This window comes from Leucobacter chromiireducens (genome assembly GCF_051993095.1).
In the GTDB taxonomy this organism is placed as follows: domain Bacteria; phylum Actinomycetota; class Actinomycetes; order Actinomycetales; family Microbacteriaceae; genus Leucobacter; species Leucobacter chromiireducens.
Genome location: NZ_CP197024.1, coordinates 102,163 through 118,146, shown reverse-complemented (window position 1 = coordinate 118,146; position 15,984 = coordinate 102,163). Strand labels below are relative to the sequence as shown.

Below are 15,984 nucleotides of genomic sequence, written 5' to 3'. Positions count from 1 at the left end.
ACTTCTGACACATTGTGATGCGGACGTTGCGATCCCAGTGCCTGAGCGGGTTTCTGCGCCAAAACGCGCACAGGGGCGAGCGCCCGGCTGCCAATCCGTTCCGGATCCTGCAGCACAGCGCTCGCCCCTGGACGAGATGAAAGTTACGGCTATGCGAGGAGTGCGCGATCGTCGAACGTCGCACCCTTGATCTTCGCGAACTCAGCAAGCAACTGCGGCACCGTCAAGTGCGTCTTCTCTTCAGCCGTTGCCTGGAACACAATCCGCCCCTCATGCATCATGATGAGACGGTTGCCCAACTTCAGCGCCTGCTCCATGTTGTGCGTGACCATCAACGTGGTCAACCCACCCTGGGCAACAATGCGCTCGGTCAAATCCGTGACAAGCGCCGCACGCTGCGGATCCAACGCCGCCGTGTGCTCATCAAGCAACAGAATACGCGGCTGCGTGAACCCAGCCATCAACAGCGACAGTGCCTGCCGCTGCCCACCCGAGAGCAGCCCCACCTTCGCCGGAAGGCGCTTCTCAAGCCCCAACTCCAACGACTTCAGCTCCTCGATGAACAGCTCGCGGCGCGCCTTTGTCAGGCCGAGACCCAGCCCGCGCGGCTTGCCACGCTGGAGCGCGAGCGCGAGGTTCTGCTCAATGGTCAGGTCGGGAGCAGTGCCCGCCATCGGATCCTGGAACACCCGGCCGACGTAGCGAGCGCGCTGGTACTCCTTGAGCTTCGAAACGGGGTTTCCGTCAATGGTCAGCTCGCCCGTGTCGACCGTGTAGCGGCCCGCAATCGCGTTGAGCAGCGTCGACTTGCCCGCGCCGTTCGAGCCGATGACGGTAACGAAGTCACCCTCATCAAGCTTCAGGCTGAGATCAACGAGCGCCTTCCGCTCATTGATCGTGCCGGCAAAGAAGGTCTTGGAAATCCGGTCAATGTTCAGCATGGTGTTCTTACCTCTCCACCGGGACGGTCACGCCCGTCGTTGCCGATGCCACGGGGTCGGGTGCGGGGTCTCCCCCGCGCTTGTTCCCGCGATCCCGCAGGGATGGCAGCTTCTTCAGGAAGCCCCAGCGCGGCAGCAGCAGCGCCGCGACCACGAGCACCGCCGTCACCAGCTTCATGTCGTTCGGGTTCAGACCAGCCTGCAGTGCAAAGAAGATGATCAGTCGATAGATGATCGCGCCGAGCACCACCGCGAGGCTCGCGAGCCAGATGAAGCGCTGACCGAAGATCGCCTGGCCCAAGATCACCGAGGCCAGACCGATGAGGATCAGACCGATGCCCATGCTGATATCCGCAAAGCCCTGGTACTGCGCCACGAGTGCACCGCAGAGGGCAACGAGACCGTTCGACAGCGAAAGGGTGAGAATCTTCGTACCATCGGTGTTCACACCGAAGCTGCGGATCATCTGCTCATTATTGCCGGTTGCCTGAATCGACAGACCCAGGTCGGTCGACAGGAACCAGTCGATCACGATCTTGAGCAGGATCACGGCTACGAAGATGACCCCAATGCCCGCCCAGGTGCCAAGCACGCCGGCATCCTTCAGCGGCGTGAAAATCGTCTCCGCACGCAAGAGCGGCAAGTTCGCTTTGCCCATGATGCGCAGGTTGATTGACCACAGCGCGATCATCGTGAGAATACCCGCGAGCAGGCCGTCAATGCGGCCCTTCGTGTGCAGCAGACCGGTAATTGCGCCAGCGACGAGACCGGCTGCGCCGCCCGCGAGGGTGGCGAGCACCGGGTTCTGGCCCGCGGTAATGAGGGAGGCCGCGACCGCGGCACCCGTGGTGAAGCTGCCGTCGACGGTGAGGTCGGGGAAGTTCAGCACGCGGAAGGTGAGATACACCCCGAGCGCCATCACGCCATAGATGAGGCCCAGCTCAATTGCGCCGATCATGGTTACTTCACCACGTTCGCGGCGCGCTCGACGAGCGCGTCCGGCAGCGTCACGCCGAGGCGCTTCGCCGCGTCGGGGTTGATGGTCAGCTCAAGGTCCTTCGACGTCTCGACCGGCATCGTCGCGGGGTCAGCGCCGTCCTTCAGGATGCGGATCGCCATTTCGCCGGTCTGCTTGCCGAGCTTCGTGTAGTCGATACCCACGGTTGCCGCGGCGCCGCCCTCGACGTGGGTCGAATCGGAGCCAACCACGAGAATGCCCTTGTCCTCGGCAACGCCCACGATCGCACCGATGCCGGAGGCGACCAGGTTGTCACTCGGCGTGTAGATCGCATCGACGTCGCCCAGCGACTCGGTGGCCTGCATCAGCTCGGAAGCGTTCGTGACGGTGGCCTCGACGACCTCGATCCCGTGCTTCTTCGCAGCCTCGCGCGCCAGCTCGACCTGCACCTGCGAGTTGACCTCGCCAGAACCGTAGACCATACCGATCTTCTTCGTGTCGGGCTTAATCTCGGTGATGAGGTCGATCTGGTCAGCGACGGGGCTGAGGTCGCTCGTCCCGGTGACGTTGCCGCCCGGCTTTTCGTTCGACTCGACGAGATCTGCCGCGACCGCGTCGGTCACCGCGGTGAAGAGCACGGGGATATCGGTGAGGTTCTGTGCAGCGGCCTGCGCGGAGGGCGTTGCGATGGCGAGAGCGAGGTCCACGCCGTCGCTCGCGAAGGTCTGGGCGATCGTGGTGGCCGTGGCGACCTCAGCGTTCGCGTTCTTCACGTCGAACGTGACCGTCTCGCCCTCAACGTAGCCCGCATCGATGAATGCCTGCTTGAAGCCCTCGGCCGCGGCGTCGAGCGCGGGGTGCTGCACGAACTGGCTGATGCCGATGGTGACCGAGTCGGCATCCCCGCCGCCCTGGTCGCCCGAGCCGGAGGTGCAGCCGCTCAGTACGAGCGCAGCCGCGGCTGCGAGTCCGGCGACACCGAGCGCCCGGGTCTGAAAGCGTGTGCGTGCCATGGGTGTTCCTCACTCCAGTGTGATGATCCTCGAGGCGATCCCGCGCCGAGGGGTTGCTGCTCGACGCCGTAGTGACATCGATGTCCGTTGCTCGATCGTAGTGAGCTTCCGTTTGTGAGTAAACCTGACACCTAAACGGTAGACAGATATGACAATTCGGACAGCTCAATCGAGATATTGCTAGTCAAGTTGCTCGGTTTTCCGCATCTCGTTCAGCGTGCCCCCGAGCGGGCAGTTTTCGCGGGGCGTGCGCACAGCTGCGTGCGCGCGCCCCGCGAGCGGACCGCTACTTCGCAGCCGAGCCGATGCCCTCAGCGCGCACCGCGGCGATCACCAGGTCATTTTCCGCCGGGTCGCCGATCGAGATCCGCACGCCCTCACCCGCAAATGCGCGGGCCGAGATGCCGTGGCGCTCAAGCCCCTCAGCCGCAGCCATCGTGTCCTCACCGAGCGGCAGCCAGACAAAGTTCGCCTGCGACGGCACCACGGTGACCCCGGCTTCGCGGAGCGCGGCCGTGAGGCGATCCCGCTCGAGCACCATCTCGTCGATGCGCACCTGCAGCTCGCCCTCCGCTTCGAGCGAGGCGACAGCCGCCTCCTGCGCAAGGCGGGTCACCGCGAACGGAATCGCTACCTTGCGCAGCGCCTCAGCGACGGCGTCGGGAGCGATCGCGTAGCCGACCCGCAGGCCGGCGAGGCCATACGCCTTCGAGAAGGTGTGGAGTACTGCGACATTGTCGTAGCGGCGGAAGAAGTCGATGCCGCTCGGCGAATCTGCGGCAACGTCAAAGTGGACGTACGCCTCGTCAACCACCACGAGCACGTCGCTCGGCACGCGGGCCATGAACGCCTCGAGCTCGGCCTCCGTGACCACGGTGCCCGTCGGGTTGTTCGGGTTGCACACGAAGATGAGCCGGGTGCGGTCGGTGATCGCATCGGCCATTGCCGAGAGATCATGGCGTGCGTCGGCGTCGAGCGGCACCTCGACGGGCACGGCTCCGGCGACGCGCACAAGGATCGGGTAGGCCTCGAACGAGCGCCACGCGAACATCACCTCGTCGCCAGGGCCGGCGAGCGCGTGGATGAGCTGCGCGGCGACCTCGACCGAGCCAGAGCCCAGCGCCAGGTTGTCGGCAGCGACCCCGAAGCGCGTGGCGAGTGCAGCGGTGAGCGACTCTGCGGCGATGCTCGGGTATCGGCTAATCGATTCGGGAAGCGCCTCCGCCAGACGACGCACCACAGAGGGCAGCGGGGCGTACGGGTTCTCGTTCGACGAGAGCTTCACACTCCGCCCATCGGGCCCCACGGGCGCGGGCTTTCCCGCGCGGTACGCCGCGACCTTCTCCAGGCCCGGACGGAACTGCGTCACCTTCGACATGCTCACTCCTTCGATTGCATCGCGGGCTGCGCGCGGCAACCCTCCTGACCGAGCCACTCTAGGGAGCCCGAGGTGGGCAGGTCAAACGGTACAAGTTTTCCTCGACAATATGCTCAGTTCGTATAGCCTGATCACGGAAAGTCGGTACAGAATGCCGCATCAAGGAGGATCATGAGCATCGACCAGCTGGACGTCCGTCTAATCACGCTGATCAGCGAGAATGCGGGCATTTCTGTTGTCGAGTGCGCTCGGCGGCTTGGTGTCGCCCGCGCCACCGCGCAGGGTCGGCTCGATCGGCTCCGCCGCACGGGGGTGATCGCGTCCGAGGCGCCGCACATCGACCCCGCGGCGCTCGGCTACCCGCTCCGCACCTTCTGCACGATCCAAATCCACCAGTCGGTCGGCCACCAGCGCGTGGCCGAGGGGCTCGCGAAGATCCCGGAGCTGCTCGAGCTGCACACCATCACGGGCGACTACGACATGATGGCGACCATCGTGTCGCGCTCAACGCACGATCTGCAGCGCGTGCTCGACCTGATGTCGCACACCGAGGGCGTGGCGCGCGCCTCCACGCGGCTGGCACTCGAGAGCCACTTCAAGAACCGCACGCTGCCGCTCGTGCGTAGCACGGCGCCAGACGTCGCGTAGCGCGCCCAGAGCGGTGTCTCGCGGGCCGAGCTCGAGGCGGCAGGCTTAGGCGGCCTGGCCGAACTCTCCCGTGGCGACAATGATGGCGCGCGCGAGCACGGCGTCGCGCATGGTGAATCCCATCACCGCGGGCGTGGCCTGCGGGTCGACCTCGATGCGCTCGACATCGAGTGCGTGCACGACAAACCAGTAGTGGTGCACGCCCGTGTGCTCGGGTGGCGCCGCGCCCGTGAAGGCGGGTTCGCGCATCTCGTTGGGCATCGTCAGCGCACCCTCGGGCAGCAGCTCGCTTCCCGGGGCACCCGCGCCGGCCGCGAGCTCCGTCACGGAGAGCGGGATGTTCGCGATCGACCAGTGCCAGAAGCCGGAGCCGGTGGGCGCATCGGGGTCGAAGCACGTCACCGCAAAGCTCTTCGTCCCCTCGGGGAACCCCGACCAGCTGAGCTGCGGCGAGCGGTTCGACCCACCTGCATACGCGGCGTAGAGCTCTGCGGGCAGCGGCTCGCCATCCTGGATGTCTGTGCTGGTCAGCGTGAAACTCGGGACCTGGCGCATCCCTGCGTACGGGTTGAGCGCGCCGCGCCCCTGCTGTGCATGCGTCATGTTCATGCCCCTCGTGTGTGGCGCCGCGCGCGACCCCGGGGCAGGATCCGCTTCCGGCGCGAGTGTCGTTGCGCTCAGCATACGGGCCCGCCGCCCCAGAAGGCCAGGAGCCGCGCCCGCTATACTTGGGGCAGGATCGGCGTGCCTTCGCCGAAGAATTCCGGGGGTGACCATGGCAGTGACGACAGGTTCCGAGCGCGCACGCGCGACCCTCGCCTACCTGCGCCGAAAGATCACGACCGGCGAGTGGCCCGTGGGCAGCCGGATCCCGATCGAGCCCGAACTCGCCGAGCAGACTGGCGTTGGCCGCTCTACCGTGCGTGAGGCTGTGCGCTCGCTGGCGAGCATCGGCATGATCGAGACGCTCCCGGGGCGCGGCACCTTCGTGCGCTCAGCAGCGCCGACGAGCACGCTGCTGAACGAGTTCCTTACCGACTTCACGCTCGAGGAGATCCTCAGCTACCGCCGTGCGCTTGAGATCGAGGCGGCCCAGCAGGCCGCGATCCACCGCACGGAAGACGACGTTGCGGCGCTTGAGCAGGCCGCGGCCGAGGAAGTGGGCTGCACCCGCTGCCCCGTGCTCGGCTTCGCCGACGGCGGCGATTCGGCCTTCGACAGCAAGTTCCATCGCCTCGTGTTTGACTCGGCAAAGAACCGGCTGCTCGCGGCGCTCTACGCCGGCATCAACGACCGCCTCCGCACGCCTGAGCACCGCGGTCGCCTGGCCAACGTTGCGACGGGCGCCGAGATGGAGCGGGATCACGCCCGTGTGCTCGACGCGATTCGTCGCCGCGACTTCATCGACGCGGTCCACGCGATGGTGGATCACGTCGACCACGACGTCGTCATCGTGAACGATCAGCACGAGGTGGTGCCGCCGCTCACGCGCACCCCCGAGCAGCAGCAGCGCATCGACAGCGCGCGCGAGGCCGCAGAAGAGAAGGCGCAGGTCTAGCCCACCCACCGTGGGGTGCGCCGCACCAGCAGAACGAGCCGTCCGGCATTCCGGGCGGCTCGTTCTGCGTTAGCGGGGGTCGCGCTCGCGCGCGATGTAGGCGTCAAGTGCGTCGCGCACAAAGGTGGCGCCCGCGATCCCGCCGTAGTTCGCGGCGAAGCGCTCATCCGCGACGTACATCGCGCCGAGGCCGCGCACATAGCCCGCGAGGTCGCCGCCTGGCGTCGCCGCGGGGGTGCCCGGCACGCTGCGCAGCCAGGCAACGTGGCGTGCCGCGAGCTCCTGCCCGACCGCTCCGCCCGGCTCTTCGCCGGCCTCGACCGCAGCGATCCACGCTGCGTTCAGCGCGGCAACGCGCTGCATCCACTCGCCTTGCCCTGCCTTCCCGAGGCCGCCCCACCAGCGCTCGCTCGCTTCGGCAGCGCGCTCGCCCCAGCGGGCGGCCACTTCGTCACGGTGCTGCGCGTGGTCGAATCCGGCAAACATATCTTCAGACATCAGGTCTCCTTCGGTGTGTGGTGTGGTGACGGGCGTGCGGGTGAGCGCCGCGACCGTGCGCTCGACAGCCCCGATCTGCGCGTCAATGCGATCCCGCTCGGAGCGCAACAGCTCCAGGTGGGCGCCGAGAATCCGCGCCTCGGCAGCCGCCGGCGACTCGCCGCGAGCGGTACGGTGCGCCGCCTGCGCGTCCTGCGCCGCGAGCACCTCCGCGATGGCGTCGAGCCCCAGCCCGAGGCCGCGTAGCAGCAGTACGCGCTGCAGCCGCACGAGCGCACGGTCGTCGTAGAAGCGGTAGCCGTTGGCGCCGATCCTGCTCGGCGGGAGCAGCCCGATCCGGTCGTAGTGCCGCAGCGTGCGCGAGGTCGTGCCCGCGGCGCGCGCCACCTCCTGAATCGAGCGTTCCATGCTCTGCCCCTCCTCGCAGTGTCAGTCCCGGCGCCACTGCGGCGCCGTCACACTCACCGTAGGAGTTGACGTTACGTCAAGGTCAAGCACGGCGCACGCAGCCTGACCGCGGCGCAGGCGCGTACCATGGTCGGGTGACCGCCAAGATCCTGCTCTACTACGCCTTCGCTCCTATTTCGGACCCGGAGGCAGTTCGCCTGTGGCAGCGCGAGCTGTGCGAATCGCTCGGCCTGCGCGGGCGCATCATCATCTCGAAGCACGGCATCAACGGCACGGTGGGCGGCGAACTCGACGCGTGCAAGCAGTACGCGCGCCGCACGCGCGAGTACGGCCCGTTCGCCGGCCTCGAAATGAAGTGGAGCGAGGGCACTGGGTTCGAGCCGAGCACGCCGGAGCTGCTGCACGGGGTCGACCGCAGTGCGCCTTGGAAGCGCTCGCTCGATTTCCCGAAGCTGAGCGTCAAGGTGCGCGACGAACTCGTGGCGTTCGGGATCCCGGACGAGACCGTTGTCGACGAGAACGGGGTCGTTGGCGGCGGCACCCACCTCTCCCCCGCCGCAGTGAACGAACTCGTGGCCGAGCGCGGCGACGATGTCGTGTTCTTCGACGGACGCAACGCGTGGGAGGCCGAGATTGGCCGCTTCCGCGACGCGGTGGTGCCCGATACCCGCACCACGCACGACTTCATCACGCAGATCGAGAGCGGCGCGTTCGACGAGCTGAAGGGGCGCCCCGTCGTCACCTACTGCACGGGTGGTATCCGCTGCGAGATCCTGTCGGCGGCGATGATTGAGCGCGGGTTCTCCGAGGTGTACCAAATCGATGGCGGCATCGTCCGCTATGGCGAGGCGTTCGGCAACGATGGCCTGTGGGAGGGCTCGCTCGCGGTGTTTGATGGTCGCGAGGCGATGGACTTCGCGCCGGGTGCTGCACAGCTCGGCCGCTGCACGGTGTGCGGCGAGCACACGACCAACATTCCGAACTGCGCCGACGAGGAGTGCCGCGCGCGCTTCGTCGCGTGCGCGTCGCACGAGGCACCGCTCTGCCCGGCCCACGAGGTGGCCTCGGCCTAGCCGCCAGCCCCACCCCACCCGCTCCGCACCCCACCTCCCCGCCTCACGGATCGGGGTCACTTCGGCAGGGTGTCGCGGTCGGCGTGTGCGCGACACCCTGCCGAAGTGACCCCGATTCACGGGGGGGTGGGGTGCGCGCTCAGGAAGATCGCTGTGCCGAGAGGAGTTTTCGAGAATGAGCTCGGGCTGCCCGACAAGCTGTCGCGCTACGGGGTGAGCATGCGCACGAGCGCCGCCTCCGCTGCGGCGAGCGCCTCAGGCTCCGTGAAGTGTCCGGCCGCGCAGAGGGTGCCCAGGCCGTGCACGAGGCCCCACACCGCACGGATCTCCGCGGCGGACGCGAGCCCCGCCACCGCTGACGTCTCCGCGAGCACAGCCTCCAGGTGGTCAATCAGCGGCGCCATCGTCTCAGTCGGCTGCCCGGGTACGCACACCTGCGGATCGTAAACGACCGCGAAGGCGTGCGGGCGCTCCACCGCGAATCGAATGTACGCGGCCCCGCCCGCCCGAAGTCGCGCGTCCGTTGCCGACTCGGCGGAGATTGCCTGCTCTACCGCGCGCGTGAGCTCGACCATACCGCGCTCGGCGAGTGCCTTCAGCAGCCCCAAGCGATCCCGAAAGTGGTGGTAGGGCGCATTGTGGCTCACATCAGCCGCGCGCGCGACCTCGCGGAGGCTGATCTCAGCGGCCGGCATGCGCTCGAGCAGCTGCATCGCTGCGTCCTCAAGCACCTCGGCCAGGTTGCCGTGGTGGTACGTCCCGCGTGAACTTGACATGCGCAACATTGTCTCCTATCTTGGCGTTGTCCACATTGGTTGACACTGTCAAGATAGGATTCCGCATGCCCCCTGCGCTCGTCATCGACGGCCACCCGAACCCCGACTCCCTCACCGCGGCTCTGGCACAGCGCTACGCCACAGGTCACGGCAACGCTCGGGTGCTGGCGCTGCGCGAGCTGAACTACGATCCCAATCTGCGGCTCGGGTATCGAGGCAGGATCCCCGTCGAGGCCGAACTGCAGGAGGCACGCGACGCTCTGCACGGCGCCTCGCGCATCGTGATCGTCTCTCCCATGTGGTGGGGCGGTGTGCCCGCGCTGCTCAAGGGGTTCTTCGACCGGGCACTCCTGCCGGGCGAGGAGTACCGCATGTCCAAGCTCGGGCTGCCCATCGGCATGCTGCGTGGCCGCCCCGGGCGGTTCCTGATGCTCGCCGACACCCCCGCGTTCGCGCTGCCCTTCACCGGAAATGCCGCCGCGGGGCAGGTCGCGCGGCACACCATGCGGTTTGTTGGGGTGCGCCCGTTCCGCGTGCACCGCCTCCTCGGCGTGGGCACGGCGAGCGAGCGGAGGATCGCGCAGTGGCTCGATCGGGCTGAGCGCATGGGCGCACGCGATGGGCGCACGGACCGCCGCGGAGAGGGGGCGGGGCGGCGGGACGCCCTGAGCGACCACATGCCCCCGGACTCAGCGGCGTCGCCTATTCTGCACGTGTGAGCACTGAACACGAACGCCGAGCGGAGCACGCACCAGACGCTGCGCCCGCCCCGCGCTGGCTGCCGCCCGAGCCGTGGCCGCCCGCGGGTGCGGCCGGCGACCGCGGCGCGGCAGGCGCCGAGCAGCCCGGCACCGTCATCGACGTTCCCGGCTACCAGGCCACGGCCTACCAGTACGCACCCCCGGTTGAGGATCAGTCGGCGGCAACCCTGACGCTCATTGACCGGGCCGTCGACCGCGTGCTCGCGATCCAGCGGCCGCTCGTGCTCGCGCATCTGCGCCGGCTCGGCGTCAAGAACCCCGGGATGACCCCCGCGATGCTCACCCGCGCGCTCGAGCGCCGCTACGTCGCCGCGGTGACAGCGGGCGGCGGCGGTGTTGGTGCGGCAGCCGCGATCCCCGGCGTGGGCACGCTCGCCGCACTCGGCATCGCGAGCGCGGAGACCGTTGGCTTCCTCGAGGCGACCGCGCTCTACGCGCACTCCCTCGCGGAGCTGCACGGCGTCACGCTGCGGGATCCCGATCGGGCCCGCGCACTCGTGCTCACGCTGCTGCTCGGCGACGAGGGCATCACCCTGCTACGTCAGATCTCGCAGCAAGCGGGCGGCGGGGCCTCGCGCTCCTCGTTCTGGGGCGAGCTCGTCTCATCCTCGCTCCCCCGTCAGCTCGTGGGCCCGCTCGCTGGGCAGCTGAAAGACATGTTCATCCGTAAGGCGGCGAAGACGGGCGGCGCCTCGGTTGTGAGCAAGGCGATCCCCTTCGGGGTGGGCGCCGTGCTCGGCGGCTCTGGCAACTACGTGATGGCGCGCCGCGTGGTGGCGCGCTCGCGCACGGCGTTCGGCCCGGCCCCGCACGCGCTGCCGCTCGAACTCGCCGAGCTGCGTGCCGCGACCGCCGCGAAACCGTCGCTGCGCCAGCGTGGTGCGGAGCGCTCGGCCGAGCGTCGCGTGCGCCGGGCATTGAAGAAGGGCGGCTCGGAGGCCGCGGAGTAGCGGCGCCACGAGATCGCGGGGAAGCTCAGTCCAACCAGACCGGCTGATCCGCGCCCCACGCACGCCCACCCCAGGGCCCCGGCTCCGGCTGCCACGCCGGCTGGTACGGCGGCCCGGCGAGCAACAGCTCACCCCACGCTGTCGGCGCGGACGGCCGATTCGGCCCGCTCGACGCCACGGGCTGGACGTCAGTGACGGAACCTGGTTCGGAACCACGGAGGGAACTTGGATCGACAGGCGCACGCCCCGCATGCAGCAGCGCGAGCGCAATCCCTTCAAGCACCGTCTCCACCCGGCCGCCCGTCCCCCGCGCGAGCAGACCGAGCACGCCCGAGGCGATGAGCGCCCCCGCGGAATGATCCAGCGCCTGCGCCGGGAGCTTGCCCGGGGTCCCGGAACCATCAGACTCGACGAGCGCGATTCCGCTCGCGGCCTGCACCAGGCTGTCAAAGCCGCGCCGAGACCCCCACGTACCGCCCGGCTCCCAGGCCGCCACGCTCGCAATCACCGCACCCGGGTACTCGGCAACAAGCTGATCGGGATCGAAACCCGCGTGCGCGAGTGCCCCCGGGCGGGCACCGCACACCACAACATCAGCCGTGCTCGCGAGCTCACGCAACGTGCGGGCATCGGCCCGCACGCGCAGGTCGAGCAGCGTCGAACGCTTCCCACGCCCGGTGTCGAGCCACTGCCAAAAGGGCTCGGCCCGACCCGGCGCGTCGACGCGCAGCACGTCGGCACCGAGGCTCGCGAGCGCCCGGGTACCCGTTGGCCCGGCGATCACCCGCGTCAGGTCGAGCACCCGCACACCCGCCAGAGGGAGAACGTCCGCCGGCTGCTGTGGCGCGGGCCAGCGCACGCCCGGCTGTTCGTTGGGCGTCACTCGGAATCCGGCCACCGAGCGCCCCGCCTCCAGAACGGTGCCGCGCTGATCCGCCGCCCGCTCGGCCGCCCAGGTGTCCGCCTCGCGCACCGCGACAGCAAGCCCACCGGCCGCGAACACCGCTCGCTCAAGCTCGTGCGCCGAACGCTCGCGGATCGCTTCGCCCGCCCGCGCAGCCGCGTTCGGCCCCTCAGCGTCAATCCCGAGGACTCCTGCGAGCGCTGCCGCGTGCCACGGGTAGTTCGCGTGCGTGCGCACCCAGCCGTCGCCCGCGGCAAAGAACCCGCTGAGCGGAGCCCAGGCCGGAAACGGCTTCCCGTCGAGCCTGCCCAGCTGATCGCTCCGAAACGAGTCCGCGATGCGCTGCGGGTCCAAGCGAATGGCGGCTCCGGGTGTGGCCGCACTGGATGTGGCCGCGCTGGGCCTGCCCAGCCGGGCGGCACGGGCAGAGTCCATCGCCGCCGCGAGCACGGCTACCGCGTCGGCAGCAAGCTCCCCGACCGGCAGCCGGGCATGCAGTGGGACGGCCACGGATGGCGCACCCGATTCGGGCTCGGGTTGCTCGGCCCCGATCCCGATCTGGGAAAGCCACCCCGCACGGAACCGCCCCACTGGCGTCGCCGAACTACCAGATGCTCACGCGCTCGGCGGGATCAAGCCAGAGCGCATCGCCGGGCTGCGTGCCGTATGCCTCGTGGAAGGCGGCGAGGTTCCGCAGAATCTGGTTGCAGCGGAACTCGTTGGGCGAGTGCGGGTCGATCGTCAGGAGGCGCACGGTCTCCTCGGGGCGCGACTTCTGCTGCCAGGCCTGGGCCCATGAGAGGAAGAAGCGCTCCGCGCCGCTCAGCCCGTCGATCACGGGCGGCTCAGCACCCTCGAGTGAGCGGAGGTACGCCTTCCACGCGATCTCCAGCCCCGAGAGGTCGCCAATGTTCTCACCAATGGTCAGCTCACCGTTGACCTTCTGGCCGTCAGCGCCCTCGGGCGACAGCTCGTTGTACTGTCCGATCAGTGCGCCCGTGAGCTGCTCGAACGCCGCGCGATCCTCCTCGGTCCACCAGTCGGTGAGGCGACCGTCGCCGTCGTAGCGCGATCCCTGGTCATCGAAGCCGTGGCCGATCTCGTGCCCGATCACGGCGCCAATCGCGCCGAAGTTGGCCGCGGCCTCCGCCTGCTTGTCGAAGAACGGGGGCTGCAGGATCGCCGCGGGGAACACAATCTCGTTGAATCCGGGGTTGTAGTACGCGTTGACCGTCTGCGGGGTCATGAACCACTCATCGCGGTCGATCGGCTTGCCCACCTTGCCGAGCTCGCGCACAAACTCCGCCTCGGACACGCGGCGCGAGTTGCCCACGAGATCGCCGGCGTCGACGACGAGCGCCGAGTAGTCACGCCACTTCACGGGGTAGCCGATCTTCGGCGTGAAGCTGTTGAGCTTGTCGATGGCGCGCGCACGCGTGTCCGCACCCATCCACGACAGGTTCTCGATCGAGTCGCGGTAGGCCTCGATGAGGTGCGCGACGAGGCCATCCATCTCGGCCTTCGCGTCTTCATCGAAGTGTCGCTCGACGTAGATGCGGCCCACGGCCTCACCCATCGCACCCTCCACGAAGGAGACGCCGCGCCGCCAGCGATCCCGCTGCTCGGGGGCGCCGGTGAGCGCGGTGCCGTAGAAATCGAAGTTGGCGCGCGAGATCTCCTGTGAGAGGAGGGCCGCGGAGGCCCGCACGATGTTCCAGACGCTCCAAGCCTTCCACGCCTCCAGCTCGCCCTCGACGAGCAGTGCGGCCATGCCGGCGAGCGCGTCGGGCTGAGCCGCCACGACCTCCGCAAATGCGGCCTCGGGGGCGCCCATCTCTGCGAGGTAGCGCGACCAGTCCAGCTGCGGGGTGATCTCCCCGAGCTCGGCGAAGGTGCGGAGGTTGTAGAGCTTCTGAATGTCGCGGCTCGCGACCTTGTCCCAGTGGGTCGCCGCGATGCGACGCTCGAGATCGTAGGCGAGCTCGGCAAGCCGCTCAGCATCCTCGACCCCTGCGAGGCCCAGCATGCGCGCGATGTGGGCGCGGTACTGCTCGCGAATCTCGGCGAACTGCTCCTCGCGGTAGTACGACTCGTCGGGCAGGCCGATCCCGCTCTGCATGACGAACACCACGTAGCGCGCCGGGTCGCCCGGATCGTTGTCCACGAACATGCCGAAGAAGCCGCCGAGCCCCTGGCGCTCGAAGCGGGCCTGCAGCGTGATCAACTCGTCAATCGAGGCGACAGCGAGCGTGCGCGCCAGGTCCTCCTGGATGGGCTGCGCGCCCAGTTCATCGGCGCGGTCGGTGTCCATGAAGCTCGCGTAGAGCGCAGCCACCTGGTCGCTCTCGCCCGAGGCGGGCGCACCGGGCGCGGGTGCTGGCGTGCCCGTAATGATGTCGCGAACGGCCTCCTCGGCGTTCTCCGCGAGCACGGCGAACGAACCGTAGCGCGCCTTGTCGGAGGGGATCTCGGTGCGGGCGATCCACTTGCCATTCACGTGACGGAAGAGGTCGTCCTGCGGGCGGATCGCAGGGTCGAGTTCAGCGAGGTCGATGCCGGAGACAGGCGCTACGTTGCTCATGCGCCCAGCCTAGCCGCGCCCCCAGTGCCACGTCCCTCGAAGATCGGATCGGGATCGCGGCTGTCAGCGAACACACGGCCGCCCGCGGCGGGTACCGTACTCTCATGCCCTCCGATTCCGCTGCGCCCGATCTCGCCCTGCCCGCTCGTACGGCTCGGCGCCAGATCGACCGCCGCATCGCGGGCCTCGCGATCCCGGCGCTCGGTGCGCTCGTTGCAGAGCCACTCTTCCTACTCGTGGACTCCGCGCTCGTAGGGCACCTCGGCATGTCCGCGCTGGCGGGACTCGCGGTGGCGAGCGCAATCCTGCAGACCGCGGTGGGGCTCATGGTGTTCCTCGCGTACTCGACCACGCCGCTCGTCGCGCGGCGGCGCGGGGCGGGCGATCTCCGAGGCGCGGTGCAGGCGGGCATCGACGGGCTCTGGCTCGCGCTCGCGATCGGCGCCATCGTGGGAACGCTCATGTGGCTGATCAGTGGGCAACTCGTCGGGCTGTTCGGCGTCGACGCGGAGACCGCCGAGCAGGCCCGCATCTTCCTCTCGGTGTCGTGTCTCGGCATCCCCGCGATGCTCGTGGTCTTCGCGGCGAGCGGGCTGCTGCGCGGGCTGCAGGACACGCGCACACCGCTCGCGGTCGCGACCATCGGCTTCGCCGTGAATGCGCTGCTGAACTGGTGGTTTATCTACGGGCTCGGGTGGGGCATTGCCGGCAGTGCCTGGGGCACGGTGCTCGCGCAGTGGGGCATGGTGCTCGTGTACCTCGCGGTCATCGTGCGGCACGCGGTGCGCGCCGGCGCCGGTTTCCTGCCGCGACGCGATGGGCTCGGTCACGCCGGCCGCACCGGCGGGTGGCTGTTCATCCGCACGCTCGGCCTCCGCGCCGCGCTCCTCGCCACAGTGTTCGCCGCAACGAGTCACGGCACAGCGGCGACCGCTGGCTACCAGATCGTCTTCACGATCTTCTCAACCGCGGCGTTTGCCCTCGACGCACTCGCCATCGCCGCGCAGGCGCTGGTCGGCGACGCGCTCGGTGCGCGGGATGCGGCGCGCGCACGGCTCATCACCCGCCGTACGGTGTTTTGGGGCGTGGCGAGCGGCGCCGCGATCGGGCTCGTGCTCGCGCTATCGAGTCCGCTGCTCGGCCGCGTCTTCACGAGTGACGAGGCCGTGCTCGGCATCCTGCCGCCCGCCCTCTTCGTGCTGGGCATCTCGCTCCCCCTCGGGGGTCTCGTCTTTGTTCTCGACGGCATTCTGATGGGTGCCGGCGATGCCCGCTATCTCGCCTGGACGAGCCTCGTGAACCTCGCGGTGTACCTGCCGATCCTGTGGGCCCTCACGCGCGCGGTGCCGAGCGGCACCCCCGCGCTCGTGGCGCTCACGGCCGGGTTTACGGTCGTCTTCATGCTGGCCCGCGCAGTCACGCTCGGGATCCGTGCACGCAGCGATTCGTGGGTGCGCCTCGGGGTCTAGCTGCCCCGCATACCCAGTGCCCTCTCCCGAATACCCAGTGTCTTCTCCCGGACACATCGGGGCCCTAG

The 15,984-nt window shown here is 68.8% G+C and carries 15 protein-coding genes; 6 read left to right on the top strand and 9 right to left on the bottom strand.

Features of this window, described 5'->3' with window-relative positions; translation table 11 throughout:
- Positions 1–149: 149 nt before the first annotated feature.
- The 4 genes from ACR81A_RS00570 to hisC form a co-directional block, all read right to left on the bottom strand.
- Complete coding sequence (locus ACR81A_RS00570) at positions 150–941, bottom strand: ABC transporter ATP-binding protein (protein ID WP_202380413.1); 792 nt, start codon at positions 939–941, stop codon at positions 150–152.
- Between the two features lie 7 nt (positions 942–948).
- A complete protein-coding gene (locus tag ACR81A_RS00565) occupies positions 949–1,899 on the bottom strand; it encodes an ABC transporter permease (protein ID WP_202380414.1) in 951 nt (316 codons plus the stop codon).
- 2 nt (positions 1,900–1,901) lie between these two features.
- A complete protein-coding gene (locus ACR81A_RS00560; RefSeq protein WP_202380415.1) occupies positions 1,902–2,912 on the bottom strand; it encodes an ABC transporter substrate-binding protein in 1,011 nt (336 codons plus the stop codon).
- A 286-nt stretch (positions 2,913–3,198) separates the two neighbouring features.
- On the bottom strand, positions 3,199–4,290 hold the full coding sequence (gene hisC, locus ACR81A_RS00555; RefSeq protein WP_440312231.1) for a histidinol-phosphate transaminase: 1,092 nt from the start codon (positions 4,288–4,290) through the stop codon (positions 3,199–3,201).
- Positions 4,291–4,461: 171 nt separating this feature from the next.
- Here hisC and ACR81A_RS00550 point away from each other — a divergent pair, with 171 nt between their 5' ends.
- Complete coding sequence (locus tag ACR81A_RS00550) at positions 4,462–4,938, top strand: Lrp/AsnC family transcriptional regulator (protein WP_202380417.1); 477 nt, start codon at positions 4,462–4,464, stop codon at positions 4,936–4,938.
- Between the two features lie 45 nt (positions 4,939–4,983).
- Here the strand turns inward: ACR81A_RS00550 and ACR81A_RS00545 are convergent, their stop codons facing one another.
- Positions 4,984–5,541, bottom strand: a complete 558-nt coding sequence (locus ACR81A_RS00545; RefSeq protein ID WP_440312230.1) for a YbhB/YbcL family Raf kinase inhibitor-like protein — start codon at positions 5,539–5,541, stop codon at positions 4,984–4,986.
- 172 nt (positions 5,542–5,713) lie between these two features.
- Between ACR81A_RS00545 and ACR81A_RS00540 the strand changes: the two genes are divergently transcribed.
- Entirely contained in the window at positions 5,714–6,496 is a 783-nt protein-coding gene (locus ACR81A_RS00540) for a FadR/GntR family transcriptional regulator (RefSeq protein ID WP_202381455.1), read from the top strand.
- Between the two features lie 69 nt (positions 6,497–6,565).
- Here ACR81A_RS00540 and ACR81A_RS00535 read toward each other — a convergent pair whose 3' ends face one another.
- The gene (locus ACR81A_RS00535) at positions 6,566–7,402 is read right to left on the bottom strand and encodes a MerR family transcriptional regulator (protein WP_440312229.1); all 837 of its coding nucleotides are present in this window, start codon (positions 7,400–7,402) and stop codon (positions 6,566–6,568) included.
- Between the two features lie 134 nt (positions 7,403–7,536).
- Between ACR81A_RS00535 and ACR81A_RS00530 the strand changes: the two genes are divergently transcribed.
- Positions 7,537–8,475, top strand: a complete 939-nt coding sequence (locus ACR81A_RS00530; RefSeq protein WP_440312228.1) for a tRNA uridine(34) hydroxylase — start codon at positions 7,537–7,539, stop codon at positions 8,473–8,475.
- A gap of 206 nt (positions 8,476–8,681) precedes the next feature.
- Here the strand turns inward: ACR81A_RS00530 and ACR81A_RS00525 are convergent, their stop codons facing one another.
- Positions 8,682–9,251, bottom strand: coding sequence for a TetR/AcrR family transcriptional regulator (locus tag ACR81A_RS00525; protein ID WP_440312227.1), 570 nt, complete (start codon positions 9,249–9,251; stop codon positions 8,682–8,684).
- Positions 9,252–9,316: 65 nt separating this feature from the next.
- Between ACR81A_RS00525 and ACR81A_RS00520 the strand changes: the two genes are divergently transcribed.
- Complete coding sequence (locus ACR81A_RS00520; protein ID WP_202380421.1) at positions 9,317–9,970, top strand: NAD(P)H-dependent oxidoreductase; 654 nt, start codon at positions 9,317–9,319, stop codon at positions 9,968–9,970.
- A complete protein-coding gene (locus ACR81A_RS00515; RefSeq protein ID WP_202380422.1) occupies positions 9,967–10,962 on the top strand; it encodes a hypothetical protein in 996 nt (331 codons plus the stop codon). Before ACR81A_RS00520 ends, ACR81A_RS00515 begins: the two co-directional genes overlap by 4 nt.
- A 25-nt stretch (positions 10,963–10,987) precedes the next feature.
- Here the strand turns inward: ACR81A_RS00515 and ACR81A_RS00510 are convergent, their stop codons facing one another.
- Positions 10,988–12,376, bottom strand: a complete 1,389-nt coding sequence (locus tag ACR81A_RS00510) for a CoA transferase (RefSeq protein WP_440312226.1) — start codon at positions 12,374–12,376, stop codon at positions 10,988–10,990.
- A gap of 94 nt (positions 12,377–12,470) precedes the next feature.
- On the bottom strand, positions 12,471–14,447 hold the full coding sequence (locus ACR81A_RS00505) for a M13 family metallopeptidase (protein WP_440312225.1): 1,977 nt from the start codon (positions 14,445–14,447) through the stop codon (positions 12,471–12,473).
- Between the two features lie 104 nt (positions 14,448–14,551).
- On the opposite strand from ACR81A_RS00505, the gene ACR81A_RS00500 reads away from it, so the two are divergent.
- Positions 14,552–15,916 carry an MATE family efflux transporter gene (locus ACR81A_RS00500; RefSeq protein WP_202380425.1) on the top strand — a complete coding sequence of 455 codons (1,365 nt, stop codon included), beginning with the start codon at positions 14,552–14,554 and terminating at the stop codon, positions 15,914–15,916.
- Positions 15,917–15,984 lie beyond the last annotated feature (68 nt).

Excerpts from the sequence above, each read along its gene's own strand:
- ACR81A_RS00540 (WP_202381455.1), top strand. The coding sequence starts at position 5,714 with ATGGCAGTGACGACAGGTTCCGAGCGCGCACGCGCGACCCTCGCCTAC.
- ACR81A_RS00525 (WP_440312227.1), bottom strand. The coding sequence starts at position 9,251 with ATGTCAAGTTCACGCGGGACGTACCACCACGGCAACCTGGCCGAGGTG.
- ACR81A_RS00550 (WP_202380417.1), top strand. The coding sequence starts at position 4,462 with ATGAGCATCGACCAGCTGGACGTCCGTCTAATCACGCTGATCAGCGAG.
- ACR81A_RS00505 (WP_440312225.1), bottom strand. The coding sequence starts at position 14,447 with ATGAGCAACGTAGCGCCTGTCTCCGGCATCGACCTCGCTGAACTCGAC.
- hisC (WP_440312231.1), bottom strand. The coding sequence starts at position 4,290 with ATGTCGAAGGTGACGCAGTTCCGTCCGGGCCTGGAGAAGGTCGCGGCG.
- ACR81A_RS00535 (WP_440312229.1), bottom strand. The coding sequence starts at position 7,402 with ATGGAACGCTCGATTCAGGAGGTGGCGCGCGCCGCGGGCACGACCTCG.
- ACR81A_RS00560 (WP_202380415.1), bottom strand. The coding sequence starts at position 2,912 with ATGGCACGCACACGCTTTCAGACCCGGGCGCTCGGTGTCGCCGGACTC.
- ACR81A_RS00500 (WP_202380425.1), top strand. The coding sequence starts at position 14,552 with ATGCCCTCCGATTCCGCTGCGCCCGATCTCGCCCTGCCCGCTCGTACG.
- ACR81A_RS00570 (WP_202380413.1), bottom strand. The coding sequence starts at position 941 with ATGCTGAACATTGACCGGATTTCCAAGACCTTCTTTGCCGGCACGATC.
- ACR81A_RS00545 (WP_440312230.1), bottom strand. The coding sequence starts at position 5,541 with ATGACGCATGCACAGCAGGGGCGCGGCGCGCTCAACCCGTACGCAGGG.
- ACR81A_RS00520 (WP_202380421.1), top strand. The coding sequence starts at position 9,317 with ATGCCCCCTGCGCTCGTCATCGACGGCCACCCGAACCCCGACTCCCTC.
- ACR81A_RS00565 (WP_202380414.1), bottom strand. The coding sequence starts at position 1,899 with ATGATCGGCGCAATTGAGCTGGGCCTCATCTATGGCGTGATGGCGCTC.